Here is a 19,348-nt window from a genome sequence, read left to right on the forward strand (position 1 = left end):
ACGCTTCGCGAGTGCTGGGCTTGCCTTGGCAAGTTAGCGGGAATGGCCGTTATTGACTGGTCATAAAGTGCGTTTATTGCTTGAATCCTGCAGTAAGTAAGCTCAAGGTAACGTGATGAGCGATAACGAGGATTTCAGACAATGAAGTACGTACTGTATTAATTGAGTCTTAACATGATGAATTGAAATTAACATATTGTATTTACTTGAAATAGAGTGTTAGCTCTCATTATTAAGTTAAGCTTAATCGTTTGCTTATTTTTAGTGCGGTTGTCGTTAGGGAAGGACACAATAAGGGTGTTGTCATTTAACCGTTAACAAAGAAGGCCTCTGTCATCAGACCTTCGCTTATATCGTGGTGATTGTTTAAGTTAGCCTACTTTGTCGTAATACCGCAGGCTAAGTGGCAGGAATTCGCGACGGTATCTATTATTTTTCCGCTCCGTAAACCGTACACCAGTCATTTTTCATATCAATTAGGTGCCAGTTGCCTTTTTGCTTGGCTTCATCGAGCGCTTTGTCTAATCGGCCAACCGATGAGTCACGGTCATACTGCCATTCACGTTCGCTATCAGTATGATGCACTATCATCGCCATGCTGGGACTATTTTGGCTCGTACTCCATTGCAACATGGCATGATCACCATCGGAGTTACCTACGGCCAGTATGGGTTTTTTACCGATCACTCGTTGAATGTTCTCGACCTTTACCTCCTTATCATTGTTAGACACTAGCGTGCCATTTTTAACGAGCAGGGTATTGCCGTCGATTTTCACGACATCATAGCCAAAGCTGCTACCAATGACATTCTCTGTTGGTATGCCGTAAGCTTGCTCTGTCCATGCACGCATAAAATCAGTACCACCGCCGGAAACGATGTAGTTGCTAAAGCCGTTGTCTTTTAGGTAAAGCAGCATCTCTTTCATTGGCTGGTAGGTTAAATCAATGTAATGTCGATTAAAGCGCTGATCTTTGCTCTTGGTCACCCATGTGTGCACTATCTGTTGAAACGCCTCAATTGTTACCCCTGTATGAGTCGCTTGCAGCAATTCAAGTAACGCATGGTGATCGGCTTTCATGAGTGACTCTAAATCGTCTTCGAGTACCCATTTAAAGGGCGTTTTGTTTTTCCATTCCGGGTGGTTTTTTGCCAGCCCTTTAATCTGTTCAATCGTAAATACCAGCTGGTAGTACATGGGTTTTTCAGACCATAAGGTGCCGTCGTTATCAAATACAGCAATTCGGTCTTCTGGGGCCACATACTGCGGGCTTTTAGGATTAGTGACCTCTGTTACGAAAGCTTCAATTGCTGTTCGGCGCTCGCTTTGTGCCCATGAGGTTAAGACACCATCACTTGCCTGGCAATTCACGGCTAGGGCGGGGGTTGACGAGAACGTTAGCATGACAAGCAAAGATAGAGATTGAAGTTTCATAAAGTAACCCTTTAGTTTGAGATATGCCCAAGTAAACAAAAAAACGAGCTAAAAATAATAGGTAAAACACTCATTTTATGATGAAACTAAAGCTCTAAATCGGAATTAAATCAAGTAGCTTGGTAGCTTTATTTAAAACTCAGCCGCTATTGTTATGCAACTCAGTTTAAATCCTTTGTCAGTAGCGCTAAAATAGCCACAATATCGCACTATAAGCGTGGCTATTGAGATCGGTTGCCTGCGCAAAAATGAAGAGAGTATAAAGATGAATGATGAACAAAGTGTTATCGATAGCTTAGCTGAACTAGAGCAATTTTTGCTGTCAGTGGAAAATGGTGGTTTAGGTCTTGCGGGTATCGAGGGCGTTGGTATGGCTACCAATAATGCAGACGGTCGCCATTTTGTTGCGGTCTTCGATAATAAGCACAAGTTATTGCATGCGCGCTGGATAACCGATGATATTTTTGCAACGGGCAAAGATATGGTGCGCAATGGCGTAAAAGGGAAGCACTAATCTAGTGTTGTCTATGAACTACTAGCACTTTATTTCGCGTGCCTTATATGTATTTAGCCCAAGCCCTAACGGTTTGGGCTTTTTTGTTTTTACGGCGCGAGAAGCTAAGGGCGTAGATCGGGTGAGGTCATCTCTGTCATGCTATTGATTAGCATGTTTTCGATTGGCTCTTTGGTCATGATCCCGTCTGAAACTGGCAATAAGCTGGTGATAGTAACGATATCTATTGGGTCTGCCACTTGAGCGAGCAATTCAACGACTGCCGTATTCAAAACACCTCAATAATGCAGAGCAGTGAACTGCCCTGCATTATTGTTAGTGACTACTTACGTTTATTTTTAAATATGCGGCGATAAAATGTCAATACACTAAACAGTAGCATCATGCTGCCAATGACCGAGATTGATGTGATGAAGATGACATAGCTCAAGGGCATGTTCAGAGCATCGTGTAGCGGTCTCACAAAACTGGCCACTTTGCCTGAAAGTGGTCTGTCACTAAATTTTAGCGCGTCTTTAAGGGTACCTTTGTCAAAGTTCATCGTCATGCGATCCGCTTCTCGTAACCACACATCACTATGGCTATCAAATCGATAGCTATAGCTAAGCTCTGCTGGTGGCTCCCCTGCTATTGGCTTTTTAGTGCGTGCTTTACTGATGGCGACTAGTTGTGACTCAGGCCAAAGGTTTTGTGCCGTTTGCAACTGGCTTTGCCAATCTCTTACTTGACTCTGCGGCAAGCTCTGTTCAGTTGATGATTTAAGTGTACCAGTCCATAAGCTCTTATAAGTGATTAAGAAACCACTAAGGCACAAGATGAACAGTGGAATAGAGATGAATAAACCGAGTTGAATATGGCTCTTGAGTAAGCTGCTTGAGCGTGTGTTTTTGGGGATACTTTGCGTTAAACGGAAACCTTTACGCACTCGCCACCAGAGGTAGATCCCCACGAGTGTAATGATGGCACCAACGAGTGATGCCCAGGCATTAAGGTATTTTCCAAAGTCACCGAGTAGGAAATTTCTATGTAGCCAAAAAAATGTACTGTACATGGGGACTTCGGAAAACTTGCGAACTGACAACTCATTTAGCTCTGCATCAAGAGCAATGCTCATCCCTCTCGCTGCGGCTTGAATAAACGGCGTATGTTCTGTTGGGAAGCGAACAGTGCTTATTTCTGGGTAACGTTCAAATAAAGTGGCTGTGATCTGTGCTTTTTGCTCAATAGACATGGCAGCATACTGTTGGTCTTTATCATCAAGGCGTTTAAGCATATCCATACTGCCAAGATAAACACCGGTAGTTAGTACCGTTAGCATGGTAATACTAATGAAAAAACCAACCCAATTATGGAACCATTTTAACGTTGAAACGACTTTCATTATTGTACTCTCAAATCGGTCTTAGCAAAAAATACGCGCAAGACACCTATGGTAAATAGCTTACTTTTAATTGTAAGAACGGTTTGATTTTAATCTGATTTTATACCGAAAAAACAAGTAAACCTTAAAGTTGAGAATAGTAATCAATATCACTAACGAGTTCAATTAAAGAAATGTAAAGACAGGTGATATCGCTAGCAGTTTGAATGTTTAACATTGAGAGGTCGATTGTTTTGTGAGGGGGCGGGGGGATTTTATTCAGGTAAAAAAATACCGCTGTTGATGATAAGCAGCGGCATGATTATTGGCTCAGTCTGAAGATAATTAGATAATCGTCATCACGTCTTTTGAAGCCAATCGTGATTTTGGCAAGTTAGCATTATAATCTTCATCTGGGTGGTGGTAACCGATGGCTAACGCCACTTCACAGACATAACCGCCCAGTTCATCTTTAAACATTTCACCGATAAGCTCACTATCAACACCTTCCATCGGGGTTGAATCGATACCAAGGCGGGCGAGAACATGCATCGTGTTACCTACGGCTAAGTATGTTTGCGACTTAGTCCAAGCTTCATTGTTACCTTTTTCGTCAGTGTTGAGTGATACAAAGGCAAAGCCGCCAAACGCTTGTTCTCTATCTTCAGGTTTGGTGCGACCATCTTCGATCCCCTTATCAACCACTTTAGCGTAATCCTCACGAGTGTAGCTTGGATTGTGTGCAAACAAGATGATATGCGACGCTGATTTTATGTGTGGTTGGTTAAACTGGAATTTATTGGCAAAGGTGTCATGCATGCGCTGCTTTGCTTCATCACTCTCGATGACGATGAATTTCCAAGGTTGAGAGTTAATTGAAGATGCCGATAGGCGCATTGCTTCATAAATAACATCAAGATCTGTTTGCGGAATACGCTTTGATGCATCGTATTTCTTAGCTGTGTAACGCTTGTCTAAATCGGTAATGATAGGGTGAGTCATGAAATTTTCCTTTTGGTGCGAGTGATATTGGACTGGCACCATTAATATTGTTTGTCAGTTGGGATTAAAAAAGCGTATCAGCCAATTTGAGTCATTTCATTTAAGCTAAATAGCTCTATGCAACCTTCTGTGGCGGCAATGTAATCCGCTAAATGGCTATTAGCCAAGTGTGTTTGCAAGTGCTCACGCGATTGCCAGTTTTCGTAAAACACAAAATGGGCTGGATTTTCATTGTCTTGGTGCAAGTCGTAGTTGATGCAACCTGCTTCAGCGCGGGTAATTTCAATAAGCTTGATTAACTCAGCTTTGACTAATTCGATGCTGTCTGTTTTAGCGATGATGTTCGCTACGATAGTGAGCTTGGTCATGCTGAACTCCTGTGTTTAAGTCTAACTGTCATTCTTGGCAATGCATTTGATACGTGCTTTCTATGCGGTGCATAATAGCGCTAACGATTCAAAACAAAAACAGCTTAGCTTTTGAATTATTATCAATAAAAAATTGATAATATGCTTGTTTGCAACCAACGCTATTTAAATTTAAAAATGGGTATTACTTGAGGATAGCTAAATCAGAGGATTTATCTGCCAAGTCTGACCATAAAATTAGCTGTGATGTCTGTAGGTGATGGTTGAGAAAGTTGACGCTGTAGGCAAACTCGTCAGTAAACGGATCCGCTAGTTCTGAATAGAAATCTCAGTAATATTACGAAAACGAGGCCTTATAAGGCCCCGCTTTGTTAACCACTTTTTATTAAAGGAATCGATGAATAATATCTATATCATTTATTAGATTTAGCTTCAGCTTCAGCTCTAATATCCATTATTGGCATTACGCCGTTACCCATCATGGTACTTGGCAGTCTTCCATCCCAAGCTTGCGCTTCGGTTAACTTTACAATCAGTGGGTTATTTTTGAGCGCTTTAGCTTTTGCTTCAATCGCCTGTGCCTCAGCTAAACCTTTCAGTAATATTGCTTTAGATTCAGCTTCGGCAATTTTCAAAATCCCTTTTGCCTGAGCATCTGCAGTGTTTACTGCTCGCAGTGCTTCTAAACGTTGACGCTCAAGCTTATGCTCCTCTGCTGCTGCAAGGTTTTTCTCAGTTTGCTTTATCTCTATCGAGTTGATGTATTTTTGCGGCAAGATAATATTCTCAATTTGAATATTATCAACCACGACTGGAAAGCCTTCCATCTCTTCAGCCAAGCGTTTCTCTATACCTTGTATCGCACTGGCTCTGTCTTGAATCAGTTGCTCTGCTTCAAATTGAGGAATGGTATCTTTTGTCGCTGAGCGAAAACGTGGGTCGAGAATACGTTGTTCAAACTGGGTTAAGCCGCCATAACGTTTAAATAGCTCTAAAGCAGCTTCTTTGTTAACGGTCCAGTTAACCGAAACCTCAATCGTGACGGGCATCTGTTCTTTAGTGCTTGATGCCATTTTTTCGGCATTTTTACGGGTACGAACTTCGATCAGCTCAACGGTTTCGATAAATGGGATCTTGAAGTGTAAGCCTGGATTTTGTTGTTCTTTCGCTTCTCCGAAGCGCTTAACAACACCCACATGCCCTTCAATTACAATAAAGTAAGAGTTAAATAAGGCAATGATAATGAGCAGTATTGGTAGAGATTTTACTATTGAAATTGATTTTAAAAATGCAAGTGGTGACGGTTTTAACAGCGACATGTTAGGTATCCTTTCTAAATATGCGCGGCAAAGATACCAGTTAACTCTATGTCATGAAACATTTGTTTGTTTTAGGTTGCCAAAATGTAGTGTTGATTTGCAACTGCAATAAAAAAGGCCAAGTTACTTACCCTTGGCCTTAATCGTTATTTGGCTAATCTAAGCTCGCAGTACGTTAGCGCCGATGCATCATACCTAGCTTAGCGAAACACTATTTGTTTGATAAACGCATATATAACGAGTCTTTTAATTCAGCTCGGTCATGCTTTAGTTGGTGCATGGATTCATCATCTATTGGTGCGCCATTTAATTCCAGCACTCGGATCTCTTTATCCAATGCGTTGTAGTGTTTGGCATCTTTATTAAATGCTGCATCACTTTTACACCGTTCCATAATAATAGCCTGGTGCTCAGGAAACTCATGGAGCAGAGAATGATCTTCGCCTAACATAAAAACCCCTTAATCTTATATGAGTAAATACAATCTTAACCGGTTAAGTAAAGTCAATTGTTTGATTAAATTCAAGTCGATAAAGACAGATTTTACGCTTTAGGTATACTGGGGAGGTGACGTAATGATAAGTGAGTTCAAATGAATGAATTAGTGCCTGAAATTAGTTTCAGAGATACCAAGCTTCCGGATGTTGGATTTGAAGTTATTGAGCTCTCCAGCTTGTATGACAGAGTGGCGGCAGGGGAGATAAGCTTTTTTGGTAAACCCCACAGGATAGATTTTCATAACCTGATCTTCTTTACTGGCAATCAGGGGGATCATTTCGTTGACTTTAATACTCTTCAGGTAGAAAAAGGCAGCGTCGTGTTGGTCAATAAAGGTCAGGTACATGCGTTTGATCTCACCAATAAACCCGCAGGCAAGGTGGTTATTTTTACCGATGAGTATTTAGATAGGGTGGCAGCTGCCATCGACATCAAGATTTTTGCACCCACTCATTTAGTGAGCTCATATCTGCAAAACTTTAATTTATCTACAGAGCAAGCACATTCATTAGTTAGATTGATGGAATTAATCTTCACCGAGTACGAGTTAACAACTCCTAATATTAGTTATCTACAGGTGTTGTTTGCGGCACTTCTGACTAAAGTCAGTGAATGTAGACCTGATATTTATCGCCATCAGATGACACCGACACAAATTAACTGTTTTGATCGCTTTACTGAAACATTAAGTGACGCCTTTACTCATACGCGAGATGCTAAGGCATTAGCGTTACAGGTTGGGACGACTTATAAGACATTGAATAAAGTTTGTAAGATGGCGACGAATCGTACCGCTAAACAGTTGATAGACTCTTATACCATCTTAGAGGCGAAGAGACGTTTGTCGATTGATAACATACAGGTTCAGCAACTATCTGATTATTTAGGGTTTGATGAGCCTACTAATTTTGTTAAGTACTTTAAGAAGCATACTTTAATGACGCCAAGTCAATTTAAACGAAACACTTAAGGTTCAACATTTACCATTTTACTGCTTGATTTTACCTGCTGAAACCTGCATTCAAACCCTACAATGGCTCCGAATTCAATTGTTAGGGATACACAATGAAAACCCAATTACTTGCAACACTACTGGTGAGCAGCAGCTTATTGGGCGGTTGTTCAAATCTTTCTGCAGAATCGGAGTCAACGATGAATATTTCAAATAAAACTAAAGCGGTAGCGCTACTCAATGCGATAGAGACCGGTGACAGTAAAGCAATCTCTTATGTTAATGCCAGTGACTATACACAGCACAATTTGGCGATTGCAGACGGTTTAGCAGGTTTTGGCGAAGCGCTACAGGCGCAGCCAAAAGGGAGCGCTAAGGTCAATGTTGAGCGTGTATTTGAAGATGGTGACTATGTTTTTACTCATACCAATTATAATTTTTTTGGTCCTAAAGTTGGCTTTGATCTATTCCGATTTGAAAATGGTCAGATTGTTGAGCATTGGGATAACTTAGCTCAAAAAGCACAACAGGCTAACCCAAGTGGTAGAACGCAGTTAGATGGTGTAACGACAGTATTAGATTTAGATAAGACGGCAGAAAATAAAGCGCTAGTAGCAGGTTTTGTGGAAACTATTTTGATCAACGCTGAGTACGACAAGCTTACAAAGTACTTCGATGGTGATCATTATCTGCAACATAACACCGCAATTGCCGATGGCGTATCTGGTTTAGGCCAAGCGATTGAGGCGATGGGGCAACAAGGGATCACCATGGAGTACGATAAGGCTTTTAAAATATTAGGTGAAGGTAATTTTGTGTTAGCCATTAGCGAAGGTCGCTTTGCGGGAAAACCTACCTCATATTATGACTTATTCCGTATTGAAAATGGCAAAATTGCTGAGCATTGGGATGTAATGGAAACCATTTTAAACAAAGAGCAATGGAAGAATGCTAACGGTAAATTCGGCAATCTATAGCGGTTAATGCTTTATAAAATCTGCTTGTACTCCATGAGTATAGGCAGGCTTTATGCTTTGATTTTATGTGTAAATTAGATATTATTTATCTTTATAGCTTTCTGCATTAGGAATATAAACTTAAGTAAAATGAACTAAATACCTATTTATAGGTACCTCTAAATTAGTAGTTAGTAATGATCCTGCTCACAGTTATTAACACAAAAGTGTAATCATTTAGCAACATTGTTCTAGATCAAGTTATCAAGTTGTCTTCAGCTTTATAACAATCCATAAGAATGATGAAAACAAAAGGATTACAATAAATGAAAGTCCATGCCCTAACATTAGCCGTACTTGCAAGTTTAGCTTCTACTGCCGCCACTGCCGACACCGTTGATCCACTAAAGAAAGCTTTTATTGATGACTCAAAAGTTAAAGTCCAATTCCGTCTTCGATTTGAAGATGTTGATGTTGCGAACGTTGACCAAGAAAATCAAACCACTTTACGTACTCGATTAAACTATCAAACAGGCGATATCTATAAGCTGTTTGCTGTAGCTGAAATTGATGATGTTCGCTCTACGGATAATGAGCCACTTATCGCCGACTATGCCTACACTCAGATTAATCAGGGGTTTATTGGTTATAGAGGTCCAGCTGAAACACTGGCTAAGTTTGGTCGTCAACGTATTTTACTTGATAATCAACGTTTTGTTGGTGGTGTGGGCTTCCGTCAAAATGAGCAAACATATGATGCATTTTCGGTAAAGAACACGGTAGTAGAAGGGCTTACTGCTTACTACGCTTATGTTGCTACTGTTAATCGTATTTTCCCTGAAGGCTCAGGTAAAGAAGAGCATGAGAACGAAACTAACCTCGTTAACATTAACTACTCAGGCTTGGATTTTGCAAACATCACCGGTTATGGCTACTTAATTGATAACCAAGATGTTGCTGCATTCTCTAGCGATACTTATGGTATTCGCGCCACGGGTGATGTGAAATTAGATGCGCTTAAATTGAGTTATGAAGCGGAGTTTGCACAGCAATCTGAAGCGGGTGACAACCCTGTTAGCTACAGTGCTTCTTACTATAAGTTAGGTGCGGGTATTAATTTAGCTAGCTTTGGTTTTAAAGCTGGCTACGAAGTCCTTGGTTCTGACGACGGTAAGGCGGGTTTCATCACTCCACTGGCGACTCTGCATGCATTTAACGGTTGGACTGATAAGTTTCTATTCGGTGGTAAAGGTAACTGGGACAATGGTCTGGTTGATGCTCATGTGATTCTGACGGCTAAAGTCGCTGGATTAAAACTATTGGCTAAATATCACAAATTTGATTCAGATTTTGGCGATATTGATATGGGTCAAGAGTGGGGCGTAGCAGCAACGTATCCGTTTGCAAAGCATTATAGTGTAGGTGTTAAATATGCCAGTTTTAGTGGAGCAGACGAAGGTTATAGCTTCTCAAATGATACCGACAAGCTTTGGTTAACGTTGCAGGCTAAATATTAATAACTGAGTATTTTGCCGCTGCGGTATTGACTCGTTAGCTATATCAAGTCAATACCGTTAGCAGCTCGGACTCCCTTCCAAGCAGGAAAATTATTTTATTCCTGCTTTTTTTCGCTTTTTAAAAGCCGAAATGCACGGATGAACAACTTTTGGAAATACGTTTGGGAGCTGAGGTCTATGCGCTTTAGCCTATTTATTATCCGTGTAAGTAGGCACAGTGATAAACTGTTAAAAAAGTGTAGCCAAGTTGTAAGCGGTGTTACTATTGCGACAAGTGTTTTTTGTCGAGTGCATTGCTGAGTGTGGTTTTTGTCATTGAAGCTTAAATCAATCTTCTGTCTATCTATAGTGAGTCTACTGTCACTCACTCCCGCCTTTGCGGCTGACAAAGTATTGGTTGAACATGAAGTTCAAATAAAAGCTAAGAGTAAAACTGACGCAAAACAGAGCTCGCCTGTTGCTGACAAGAATGCTAGTGAAGACCCCATCGATCCCTGTTTTAGCCTATCCCAAAATGATCATGCTATTGATCGTGCTTTTGATTACCTCAATACTAAGTTTTGCCAACCCGCTATTTGGTTCGACACTTTTTTTGTCGATGACAGAGTTGCGGATGATGCCAGAGCTGGCACCATTATTCGTTGGTTCAATGATTTCTCTTTTTATGAGAAAGAAGACTTTAGTTATCGAGCCAATATCAGTGCACGTTTAAATTTACCCGGTGTTAATAAACGTCTCAAATTGGTATTGGAAACGTCGGATGAAGATGATCCGTTTGCTCCCTCTAAAGGGCCTAGTGCAGAAAGAGAAACGGAAGTAGGCCTCCGCTATGATTGGTATGCCAAAGGGCGCAGCAGCTTTAATATTCAGGCCAACTTTAACCCTAAAGTGGAGGCTCGGTGGCGCTATATTTATCCATTATCGGAAAACACCATTACTCGATTTACTCAAAAGCTGTACCAAGACAAGAAGGTCACTGGTGAATCCAGTGAACTCGATATTGAACATTCATTTAATGAAACTTTCTTGGCCCGCTGGAGTGCTGTAGCTCAATATGAATCTCGTGGCATTGGTTGGGAGTTAGGCTCGAGTATCCAGCTTTATCAACATATTAGCAGCAAGCAGGCAATTAGTTATCAAGCGGCGATACACAGTGTCGATGAACCCTATTACTACATTAAGGACGCAAATGTCGGGTTAACTTATAGACAAAATTTTGCCCGAGATTGGCTGTTTTTTTCGGTGACGCCAGAATATAACTGGAGTAAAGAAAATGCAGAGTCTGAACGTATTAATCAGGTGATCATCACCTTAACGCTAGAGATATTATTCCACAATGTCTGACGTCACAGGGTATAGACGGTTATTAATCGACAATAATAACAGCGTCAGATAGTGTTATTTGATCGATTACTGACTCTGTTTCCATTACTGCTTGTTGCTGTGTTTGTTCTGCCAAAATAACTAAGCTGTCGGTATAGGAAAACCCATAACCATAACCGCCTTCGGTTGTGACGCCATTGCCAAGCAGATGGGGATCACTTAAGTGATCACTAAAATGATAATCACCTGAGGTTATCGTAGTGATTTGCATCACGCGATAACCTTGCTCATTTAAGGTTTCAATCGCTTGTTGCAGATCGTTATTGAGTCTTTCGGAATCGATTTTACAGCTTGAGTATTCCCACTGTGAGGTTTTGGGGTTAGCGGCCCACATCTCTTCACGCTTATCGGTTTCGATTTTTGCAAAGTAGCTCTTTACTAATATGCTCTTTTGTTTCATGTGCCTACAAATTCTCATTTTGATTAGTACTCTAAAGCTATCCTATTTTGAACAGCGTAGGAATGGGTAGCGTAATGTTGAGCTGTATTTTCTGTGCTCAGGGCGTAAATAAGCCACCTTCGCCTGATTTAATATCGCAATTTTGATCGATAGAGTCACAAGGTTATGTTTCGGCATGTTCAAGCTCCACAGCATATGATAAATCAATACATTTATTTTAACGCTGGCTTTTGCCAGTAAGCATTGGCACTTTTTATTGCTCTTTAAATTCAAACGCAGTTAATAAAGGCCTATTGATTTAACCGCCTATCAACGGCGTTAATATTCATTAACTCCCCCCTCTATTAGGAACGGTAAAAAGTAAAATATCTCCTACCTAAATTTGTCATAACCGCAAGCCCGACTTTGGTATAACACATTGTTACTTGACCGCACTATGGATGTGATTGACACTTGAATAACAATAATTACCCTACAAAAATGGATTAACATAAAATGCTTATTTTCTTTATTTGTATTGCGCTGTTAGTGCTCGCTTACAAGTTCTACAGCCCTTTCGTAGAGCGGCAAGCTGGGATTGACCCTAAAGCTCAAACGCCTCAAGCTCGTTTTGAAGATGGCGTTGACTACGTAAAAGTACATCCGGTAAAAGCTTACTTAATTCAATTCTTGAATGTTGCAGGCGTTGGACCGATATTTGGTCCTATCTTAGGTGCATTGTATGGACCTATAGCGCTGGTATGGATCGTGCTGGGAAATATCATAGGCGGTGCAGTGCATGACTACTTCTCCGGCGTTTTAAGCATTAAAGAAGACGGTAAAAGCCTTCCTGAAATAGCGGGACACTATTTTAATATTTATTTCAAAGGTGTGATGCTCGTTTTTACCGCGATGTTGTTATTCTTCGTTGGGGTTGTGTTTATCATGAGCCCAGCGGGTCTGTTAAGTAACTTGGAATACTTTGAAGGTACTATTTTTGCCAATAATACTTTTTGGGTATTAGCCATTTTAGGTTATTACTTCTTAGCCACTATGCTGCCTATCGATAAAATTATTACTAAGCTTTATCCAATCTTTGGCTTATTGATGATTGTTATGACCGTCTCTATTGCTATTGCACTGTTAATTAGTGCGCCACAGCTTCCCGAGGTTGGTGATATTTTTGCCTATTTTGACCACAGCCATTATAACAACGATCTTTTAGAGCCTAACCCTGACGGTTTACCAGTGTGGCCGCTGCTATTTGTGACGATCACTTGTGGCGCTATTAGTGGTTTTCACTCAACCCAAGCCCCAATCATGGCGCGCTGTTTAACCAATGAGAAGTATGTTCGCCCAGTCTACTATGGTGCGATGATGTCTGAAGGTATTGTGGCTTGCGTTTGGGCTCTAGCGGGTATTGCAGCGTTCCCAGGTGGCTATATTGAACTTAAGAGTATTCTAGATATAGGTGGCCCTGGTCTTGTCGTGAATCAAGTTGCTACAACTTACCTCGGCGCCGCGGGTGGTATTATGGCGATTATTGCGGTTGCAATATTCCCTATCACTTCGGGCGATACGGCATTCAGGTCATTACGTTTAACCATTACTGATGCATTTAAGATCCCGCAAAGTATGCGTAACCGTTTACTTTTAGCCATTCCTATCTTAGTGATTGCCTACTTCATGACTAAAATTGATTTCTCATTGATTTGGCGTTACTTCGCATTCTCAAATATGTTGTTGTCTACCAGTGTGCTTTGGTTAGCGACTAAGTATTTGTTTGACCGCGGAACGTTCCACTGGATAGTGAGCTTGCCTGCTATTGTGGGAACCAGCATCACTGTGTCTTACATTATGACAGCAGGGATTGGTTTAGGCTTACCTCAATCGATGAGCCAGCCTGCAGGGCTTGCAGTAGGTGTCATTTGCTTAATAGGACTGATTTTAGCCCACCAAAAACGTAAAGTGGCCACTGAGTCATAGTACAATCGGTGTGACCTTTAAAGGGACTGCAATTGCAGTCCTTTTTATTATTGTTTTTATTAATCCTTAATTTTGGGACTGCTGTTAAACTGGTTATAGATTATGGCATTACCTTACTACACGGATAGTTGATTAGAGGAGTACAGCTTGAAACTCGCGCTATTTGATTTTGATGGCACGCTAACCCATCATGACATGTACACTCGTTTTATCCTTTATTCAGCAAGCCCCATTCGCTTGGTACTTGGTTCTGTTTTCCTTTCCCCGTTATATGTTCTTTATCGGTTGCGGGTTATCCCAGCGAGAAAGCTAAGGCCTTTAGTCAGCTACTGTGCTTTTGTTGGTCGAGATAAAACCGTTATATCCGCTCTTGGTAAGCAGTACGCACTCAATGTTATCCCACAATCAATCCGTCCTGAGATGCTAGCAGCGCTGAAACAGCACCAAGCGGATGGTGCTCAAGTGGTGTTGGTTTCAGCCTCGTTAGATCTCTATTTACGCCCCTGGTGTGAATCAATGGGAATAACGCTAATTTGTAGCGAAATGTCTGTTAAAGAGGGGACCTACACCGGGCTTTATGTGTCAGGTGATTGTAGCTGTGATATGAAAGCAACTAAGGTGCAAAACCAGTTCACGTTAAGTGATTATGTTGAGGTCTTTGCTTACGGAGATACTCACGAAGATCTTGCTATGTTAGCGATAGCAGACCATGCCTATATGAATGGCATCAAAGTATAGGCTTTGAAGCTGATCGCACTGATGACTCATTGCTTGATCCCAGCTTTATTTTTCGCCGCTATTAACGCAGGCTTCTACGTGAACAGTCGAAGGGCTGGTGATAAGTCATCTTATTTTGCATTCCAAATTCATGATCATCAATATTGAATTATGATGGCATAGAAGCCAGATTTAGGAGGTTGAATAAGGCTGGAGGTGTCACCGAGGATGCCGGAGCTGGTAATGACGAGTACTGTATTTCCATGAAGAGACCATGGACGATGGATATGTCGTTAATGCAGGCGCAATTAACGACCTTGAACTCTGTCACGTCTCGTTATGCTGAATCCTGCATTTCGAGGTTGTTTGAGCATATAGGTATCCGTAGAACGGGAATTTCACCATTAACTTGTTATTGAACAGCAAAGCATCAAGTGAATATCGATGCCTTGTCCGTCAATAGTACAACAACAAACCATGTTTGCTTTATGCGGCAATTTGAATCAACAGATAACGCTATTGCTTACATTTCTTCGGTCACAGTACAAAGGCCTATTACAGCATCTTCGCCGTAGACTTGTACTGTTGCGCGTAACGCGTGGTCAGCTACCGGATACTGACTGTATAATAAATAAGTAGGCGTTTCGCTAATGTCTTTACCATCAACGCCATCGATTCTATAAATGTCGCTTAGTACAGGTGACTTGTAGCTACCATCAATCTTAACTATCGACTCATTCGAACGCAGAATATTGATATTCTTCATGGTGATATTGTCACCACCGGATACTTTGCATGTTAGATCACTTGCATGCGCCATACCTGTAAGTGCTACAGCAGCAAAAGTTGAAGCGAGTAGTACTTTTTTAAATATGCTCATTGGGTGTTGCCTCATTATTTATAATCAGTTTGTGTTTGCCGTCGTTAGCTTGCGTGCTGAACAAATCATGGCAACAAATAATAGAATCATGTAGAAATATTGACGCTGACTCTTCAGCTGTCAAGCTGTGACCATGTTGTTTTGAACTATGCTAGAGTGCAATGATTGACTTATCAAGCCCATGTTTAATGATCAATGTTTGTTTTACGGTACTTAAGCCACAGCGTCACTGTCCGCATGCTTTGCTCATATTGATGTTTCCGGCAACACATTGAAAAATTGGATCAGCCAAACTTTGATAGATTAAACTGATACTGCTAGCATAAAGATGGAGTCAATAATCAGCAAACATTATCTTCGTAAATAATGTTACTGCAAATATAACTAATCACATTATATTTACCCCTGTTCTGTGAGCAATGTCATTAAGAAATCTAACCTAAATCCTATATATAATAACCTATAAATAGTAGGGGTTATGTGGTGGTTCCTCTTAGGAAGAGGAGAGTTGTCTGAATCGATAATGATGACATAAGTGAAAGCTGGCTCTGGGTTTATTGACTTGAAGCTTAGGGCTGAAAACGTTTGAACGGCCTATCAAGGTTGTTTAGCCTGCATAACTTGAACTACGTGAGTTTATAACGGTGAAATGAGCTCTATTTGGCTTTGGGTCATGGATCTTAAATTTAGCACAAATATTGAATTCGAATAACGAATCCAGCTATTTAATGAAGAGTACTACGGACGGTGGAAATGTCGTTAATGCCGATGCCATTAGCGACCTGAACGCTATCACTTCTCGACATGCTTTGAAATTGTTTAGGCATAATGTGTAGTATCGGCGCGATGGACCCTAAATTCAAAAATAAGGACTGTAGCCGGTATTGAATTTCAGACACAAAAAAGCCTACACAAGGTAGGCTTTTTCGTTTTAATTGGTGGCCCCTCTGTGACTCGAACACAGGACCTGACGATTATGAGTTTTAGCAAAATCGAATATACCTAGCTATCTTCTAGCCTAATCTCCCAGTAGATCACCTACAGAATTTCATAAACTGATGCCACTGCTGACGACGTTGACGGATTTAGTTTCGACGACGCCGTCAGTGAATGGGTTGAATTTTTGGTGAAGAATGAGTGGAAGTACCGGAGAGAGACCGGAACTGAACAGGGGAAATCACTTATCCTTCTAGCGTAGATTAGACCAATCCAGAAGTTTGCATTGAAATAGCTTCTCCCAAATCATATCTTTTATCTAATTCAGATTCAGCCTTCTTTTTACAGTCTAGCCTGATGTCTTCAAGTTCTTTTTCTGAGTGTAAACTGTACGTTTTGTTTTTTTTCAATTCACGTATAGCTTTATTGAAATTGGCCTCAGACTTTTCAGATATTTTATCAATCCATCTAATATGATCTAGTCGCAGCGTTATTTTTGAATTAATAACCTGTATACCATCATCTTGCAGCTTTTTGGTTTGCTCATCGACGCAGCCCATGAAGTCACCTAATGAGATCCCGTAGCCAATGCAAAGATGACTCAAATGGTAGATCCCTATGACAACATCGCCATTTTCAATCTTAGAGTAAGCCGCTTTTGTTATATTTAATTCTTTAGCTACTGTTTCTTGGCTTTCAGGGGTTTGTTCAGCTTTATTTCGATCACCGCCAGAGAGTAAATATTCCGCACCATATAGCCTTAATTGCTTAAGAAGCACAGCAATGACCGTTGATACACTAGTTTGTTTTTGTAGCTTAAAACTGCCCATCTTTCTACTCTACTTATATTGCTACGGCTGATTGAGTAATTCTACTCAAACACACCTCAAAACACAACTTATCAAAAAGTATCATTTTAAGATTTATTTAATAAAGTTGTTGACCTAATTTTTTATAGGTGTATATTGCTCCTTATCGGCATAATGTGTCGTTAGGGTATACTTTTCAAAAAGTGTCTCTAGCTCTTTAGCAATTTGGTAGTAATGCTCTAGATTTAGAGTTCTGCGTTCAATGTCGATTTAGTACCTCAATGAGCATACTCATACTCATATTCGTGCTTATTAAGGTGCTGTATTGACAGCATTATTCAATTAATGACAAGAGAGGCAGAACAATGAATTTATTTAAACACCTAGAAAAGCAAGCGAACTCGGTATCAACCTTTAAGGCTGACTTACCAGTCAATAGCCTTGCGCTAATGATGCCGTCAGATGGTGTTCCATTCGTGGCTAAGTCTAACGTGCAACCTATCTTAGTAATTGAGGAATATGAAGAGGACGGATTCAAGTCTACTTATTATGTCGACTATGAAATCGCTAAATCGTTACCTAAGAAAAAGGTAGCTTCAAAAGTACTGCATATATTACAAACTGATGACAGTGAAGTTCGCTTTGTTTTATTGAACCATAAGGTCAGTAATTCATGGAACAGATCGAAGTTAGAAGCAGTGAAAATGAGTGATGAAGGGAAGGTTATTTCAGTTACACGAGATAGAGATGCCGGTGTTTATGCTCCAATGATTGAGCATGACATCAACCTATTCGATATTGACATGGATCTAGTTTCGACAAAGTTTGATGAAACGTTTGGTGGTGAGTTCTATATCGACTCACTAGACCATCCAGTAGTGAAAAAGCTGCTCGGAAGTGAAGGTGAGCTCGTTGATGTTGTCGTCGTCGACGATAAGCAATCTGAAAAGGTTGAGGGAACTGTCGACGACGTCAGCAATACTCAGGCTGAAACCTATAAGAAAGCAACAGTGCTTGATGAGAGTTTGGACTTAGAACTTGATGAGGGTTTGGACTCAGAACTTGATGAGAGTTTGGAGTTAAAACTTGATGAAAGTTTGGACCTAGAGCTTGATGAGAGTTTGGAGTTAAAGCTTGATGAAAGTTTGGACCTAGAGCTTGATGAGGATTTGGACTCAGAGCTTGATGAGAGTTTGGAATTGGATGAGGAGGATGACGAAATTGAAATCCATTTCGATGACTTAGCTGCTTGAACAACTATTGCTAGATACGGGTTAGGTAAGTATAGCTACTCGATAAATCGACAGGTAACTTGTCATTTATCGAAAGGTCGCTTACCTGATCATCTTATTGAGCAACTAAAGCAATCAATTATCTATGCTCCGAAAGGTGTCGTGAGTCGTATTACTCGACATACAAACCACCTGAAGGGCCGAGAAAGCATTCGGATGAACCAGTCTGCAATGCTAAAGAGAATTGATAAGTACTCAAAGTCAAAATCAGGTACAAGTCAGTTCGTCGCGAAGCAATATAAAGGAATAGTTGATCGGCTAATTGTTGATGTTGAGGGGTGTTGGCATCGTCCGTATGTTTCAGCATTCCACACTAAAACAGGTCGTGATCATTCACTTGGTTCAGCTCTGAATCAGGTTCCGAAAAGGTACTGGAAATCAGTAATTAATCCACCAAAAGGCAGTGTCTATGTCCTTTTAGATTACCAACAACAAGAACCTATGATTGCCGCTTATCTTGCGAAGGATCAAGTTCTTATTGATTGGTATCAGCAGGGGGATATTTACGCGCAGTTGTTGCAGCGCATTGGCGGAGGATTGGATCGTGAGCAATGCAAGCAATTAATGATTGGTCGCTTGTATGGCATCGGAGCTAAATCATTAGCTGAAAAATTGAAGATGTCAGTGGGCAAGGTGCAAGCTTTGTTCACTGACTTATCGAAGGTGATTCAACCGATAGAATCTTTTCTCAATAATAACGCAATAAATATTCGTAAAAATGGAGTTGCCAAGTCACTAGATTGGCAGCACATCATCTCTGATCTTGATGGTGATCTATCTCTACGAAACTGGCTTATTCAGGCAACAGGTGCAGACATTATGCGTCGCGCTTGTATCAAGCTTGATGAAAGCAATATTCCGCTTCTACTGACTAATCACGATTCGTTTTTAGTCAGGCTAGATCTAGAGCAATTCCAAGTCCAATTAGATCGCACGACTCAGGCGTTACACGACGCCGCCGTCGACGTTCTAGATGGTTTTTCACTGAAGGTAGCCGTAGAAATGCAGTTACCTTTCCAAGATAAATTATTAACCCGGAGATAAAT

The 19,348-nt window shown here is 40.7% G+C and carries 19 protein-coding genes; 9 read left to right on the forward strand and 10 right to left on the reverse strand.

Annotated elements, in window-relative coordinates; translation table 11 throughout:
* Window positions 1-429 precede the first annotated feature (429 nt).
* Window positions 430-1,434 (reverse strand): HAD family hydrolase, encoded by a 1,005-nt coding sequence (locus tag L2729_RS02095; protein WP_248986760.1) that lies wholly within the window; start codon window positions 1,432-1,434, stop codon window positions 430-432.
* A gap of 265 nt (window positions 1,435-1,699) precedes the next feature.
* On the opposite strand from L2729_RS02095, the gene L2729_RS02100 reads away from it, so the two are divergent.
* Window positions 1,700-1,948: a hypothetical protein gene (locus L2729_RS02100; RefSeq protein WP_248986761.1), complete on the forward strand. Its 249-nt coding sequence runs from the start codon at window positions 1,700-1,702 to the stop codon at window positions 1,946-1,948.
* 104 nt (window positions 1,949-2,052) lie between these two features.
* Here the strand turns inward: L2729_RS02100 and L2729_RS02105 are convergent, their stop codons facing one another.
* The 6 genes from L2729_RS02105 to L2729_RS02130 all read right to left on the reverse strand — a co-directional run bounded on the left by L2729_RS02105 (window position 2,053) and on the right by L2729_RS02130 (window position 6,448).
* Window positions 2,053-2,220 (reverse strand): hypothetical protein, encoded by a 168-nt coding sequence (locus L2729_RS02105; protein ID WP_248986762.1) that lies wholly within the window; start codon window positions 2,218-2,220, stop codon window positions 2,053-2,055.
* A 50-nt stretch (window positions 2,221-2,270) separates the two neighbouring features.
* A complete protein-coding gene (locus tag L2729_RS02110) occupies window positions 2,271-3,329 on the reverse strand; it encodes a PepSY-associated TM helix domain-containing protein (protein WP_248986763.1) in 1,059 nt (352 codons plus the stop codon).
* 324 nt (window positions 3,330-3,653) lie between these two features.
* Complete coding sequence (locus tag L2729_RS02115) at window positions 3,654-4,310, reverse strand: NAD(P)H-dependent oxidoreductase (RefSeq protein WP_248986764.1); 657 nt, start codon at window positions 4,308-4,310, stop codon at window positions 3,654-3,656.
* A 77-nt stretch (window positions 4,311-4,387) separates the two neighbouring features.
* Window positions 4,388-4,678 (reverse strand): putative quinol monooxygenase, encoded by a 291-nt coding sequence (locus L2729_RS02120; RefSeq protein WP_248986765.1) that lies wholly within the window; start codon window positions 4,676-4,678, stop codon window positions 4,388-4,390.
* Window positions 4,679-5,091: 413 nt separating this feature from the next.
* Window positions 5,092-5,997, reverse strand: a complete 906-nt coding sequence (locus tag L2729_RS02125) for a prohibitin family protein (protein ID WP_248986766.1) — start codon at window positions 5,995-5,997, stop codon at window positions 5,092-5,094.
* Window positions 5,998-6,208: 211 nt separating this feature from the next.
* Entirely contained in the window at window positions 6,209-6,448 is a 240-nt protein-coding gene (locus L2729_RS02130; RefSeq protein WP_248986767.1) for an HP1242/YdcH family protein, read from the reverse strand.
* 141 nt (window positions 6,449-6,589) lie between these two features.
* Between L2729_RS02130 and L2729_RS02135 the strand changes: the two genes are divergently transcribed.
* The 4 genes from L2729_RS02135 (at window position 6,590) to L2729_RS02150 (ending at window position 11,264) form a co-directional block, all read left to right on the forward strand.
* A complete protein-coding gene (locus tag L2729_RS02135; protein ID WP_248986768.1) occupies window positions 6,590-7,465 on the forward strand; it encodes an AraC family transcriptional regulator in 876 nt (291 codons plus the stop codon).
* Window positions 7,466-7,560: 95 nt separating this feature from the next.
* Window positions 7,561-8,424, forward strand: coding sequence for a nuclear transport factor 2 family protein (locus L2729_RS02140; protein WP_248986769.1), 864 nt, complete (start codon window positions 7,561-7,563; stop codon window positions 8,422-8,424).
* A 305-nt stretch (window positions 8,425-8,729) separates the two neighbouring features.
* Complete coding sequence (locus L2729_RS02145) at window positions 8,730-9,920, forward strand: alginate export family protein (protein WP_248986770.1); 1,191 nt, start codon at window positions 8,730-8,732, stop codon at window positions 9,918-9,920.
* A gap of 315 nt (window positions 9,921-10,235) precedes the next feature.
* Window positions 10,236-11,264, forward strand: a complete 1,029-nt coding sequence (locus L2729_RS02150; RefSeq protein ID WP_248986771.1) for a hypothetical protein — start codon at window positions 10,236-10,238, stop codon at window positions 11,262-11,264.
* Between the two features lie 22 nt (window positions 11,265-11,286).
* Here L2729_RS02150 and L2729_RS02155 read toward each other — a convergent pair whose 3' ends face one another.
* Window positions 11,287-11,703, reverse strand: coding sequence for a hypothetical protein (locus L2729_RS02155; protein WP_248986772.1), 417 nt, complete (start codon window positions 11,701-11,703; stop codon window positions 11,287-11,289).
* Between the two features lie 495 nt (window positions 11,704-12,198).
* Between L2729_RS02155 and L2729_RS02160 the strand changes: the two genes are divergently transcribed.
* Together L2729_RS02160 and L2729_RS02165 are read left to right on the forward strand one after the other, a co-directional pair.
* On the forward strand, window positions 12,199-13,668 hold the full coding sequence (locus tag L2729_RS02160) for a carbon starvation CstA family protein (protein ID WP_248986773.1): 1,470 nt from the start codon (window positions 12,199-12,201) through the stop codon (window positions 13,666-13,668).
* A gap of 147 nt (window positions 13,669-13,815) precedes the next feature.
* On the forward strand, window positions 13,816-14,406 hold the full coding sequence (locus L2729_RS02165; RefSeq protein ID WP_248986774.1) for an HAD-IB family hydrolase: 591 nt from the start codon (window positions 13,816-13,818) through the stop codon (window positions 14,404-14,406).
* A gap of 502 nt (window positions 14,407-14,908) precedes the next feature.
* On the opposite strand, the gene L2729_RS02170 is transcribed toward L2729_RS02165, so the two are convergent.
* Window positions 14,909-15,265 (reverse strand): hypothetical protein, encoded by a 357-nt coding sequence (locus tag L2729_RS02170; protein ID WP_248986775.1) that lies wholly within the window; start codon window positions 15,263-15,265, stop codon window positions 14,909-14,911.
* Window positions 15,266-16,464: 1,199 nt separating this feature from the next.
* Window positions 16,465-17,031: a helix-turn-helix domain-containing protein gene (locus tag L2729_RS02175; protein ID WP_248986776.1), complete on the reverse strand. Its 567-nt coding sequence runs from the start codon at window positions 17,029-17,031 to the stop codon at window positions 16,465-16,467.
* Between the two features lie 344 nt (window positions 17,032-17,375).
* Here L2729_RS02175 and L2729_RS02180 point away from each other — a divergent pair, with 344 nt between their 5' ends.
* Both L2729_RS02180 and L2729_RS02185 read left to right on the forward strand, forming a co-directional pair.
* Window positions 17,376-18,263 (forward strand): hypothetical protein, encoded by an 888-nt coding sequence (locus L2729_RS02180; RefSeq protein ID WP_248986777.1) that lies wholly within the window; start codon window positions 17,376-17,378, stop codon window positions 18,261-18,263.
* A gap of 195 nt (window positions 18,264-18,458) precedes the next feature.
* Window positions 18,459-19,346: a DNA polymerase gene (locus tag L2729_RS02185; protein ID WP_248986778.1), complete on the forward strand. Its 888-nt coding sequence runs from the start codon at window positions 18,459-18,461 to the stop codon at window positions 19,344-19,346.
* Window positions 19,347-19,348 lie beyond the last annotated feature (2 nt).

It is taken from the genome of Shewanella gelidimarina (genome assembly GCF_023283945.1).
Taxonomy (GTDB): Bacteria; Pseudomonadota; Gammaproteobacteria; order Enterobacterales; family Shewanellaceae; genus Shewanella; species Shewanella gelidimarina.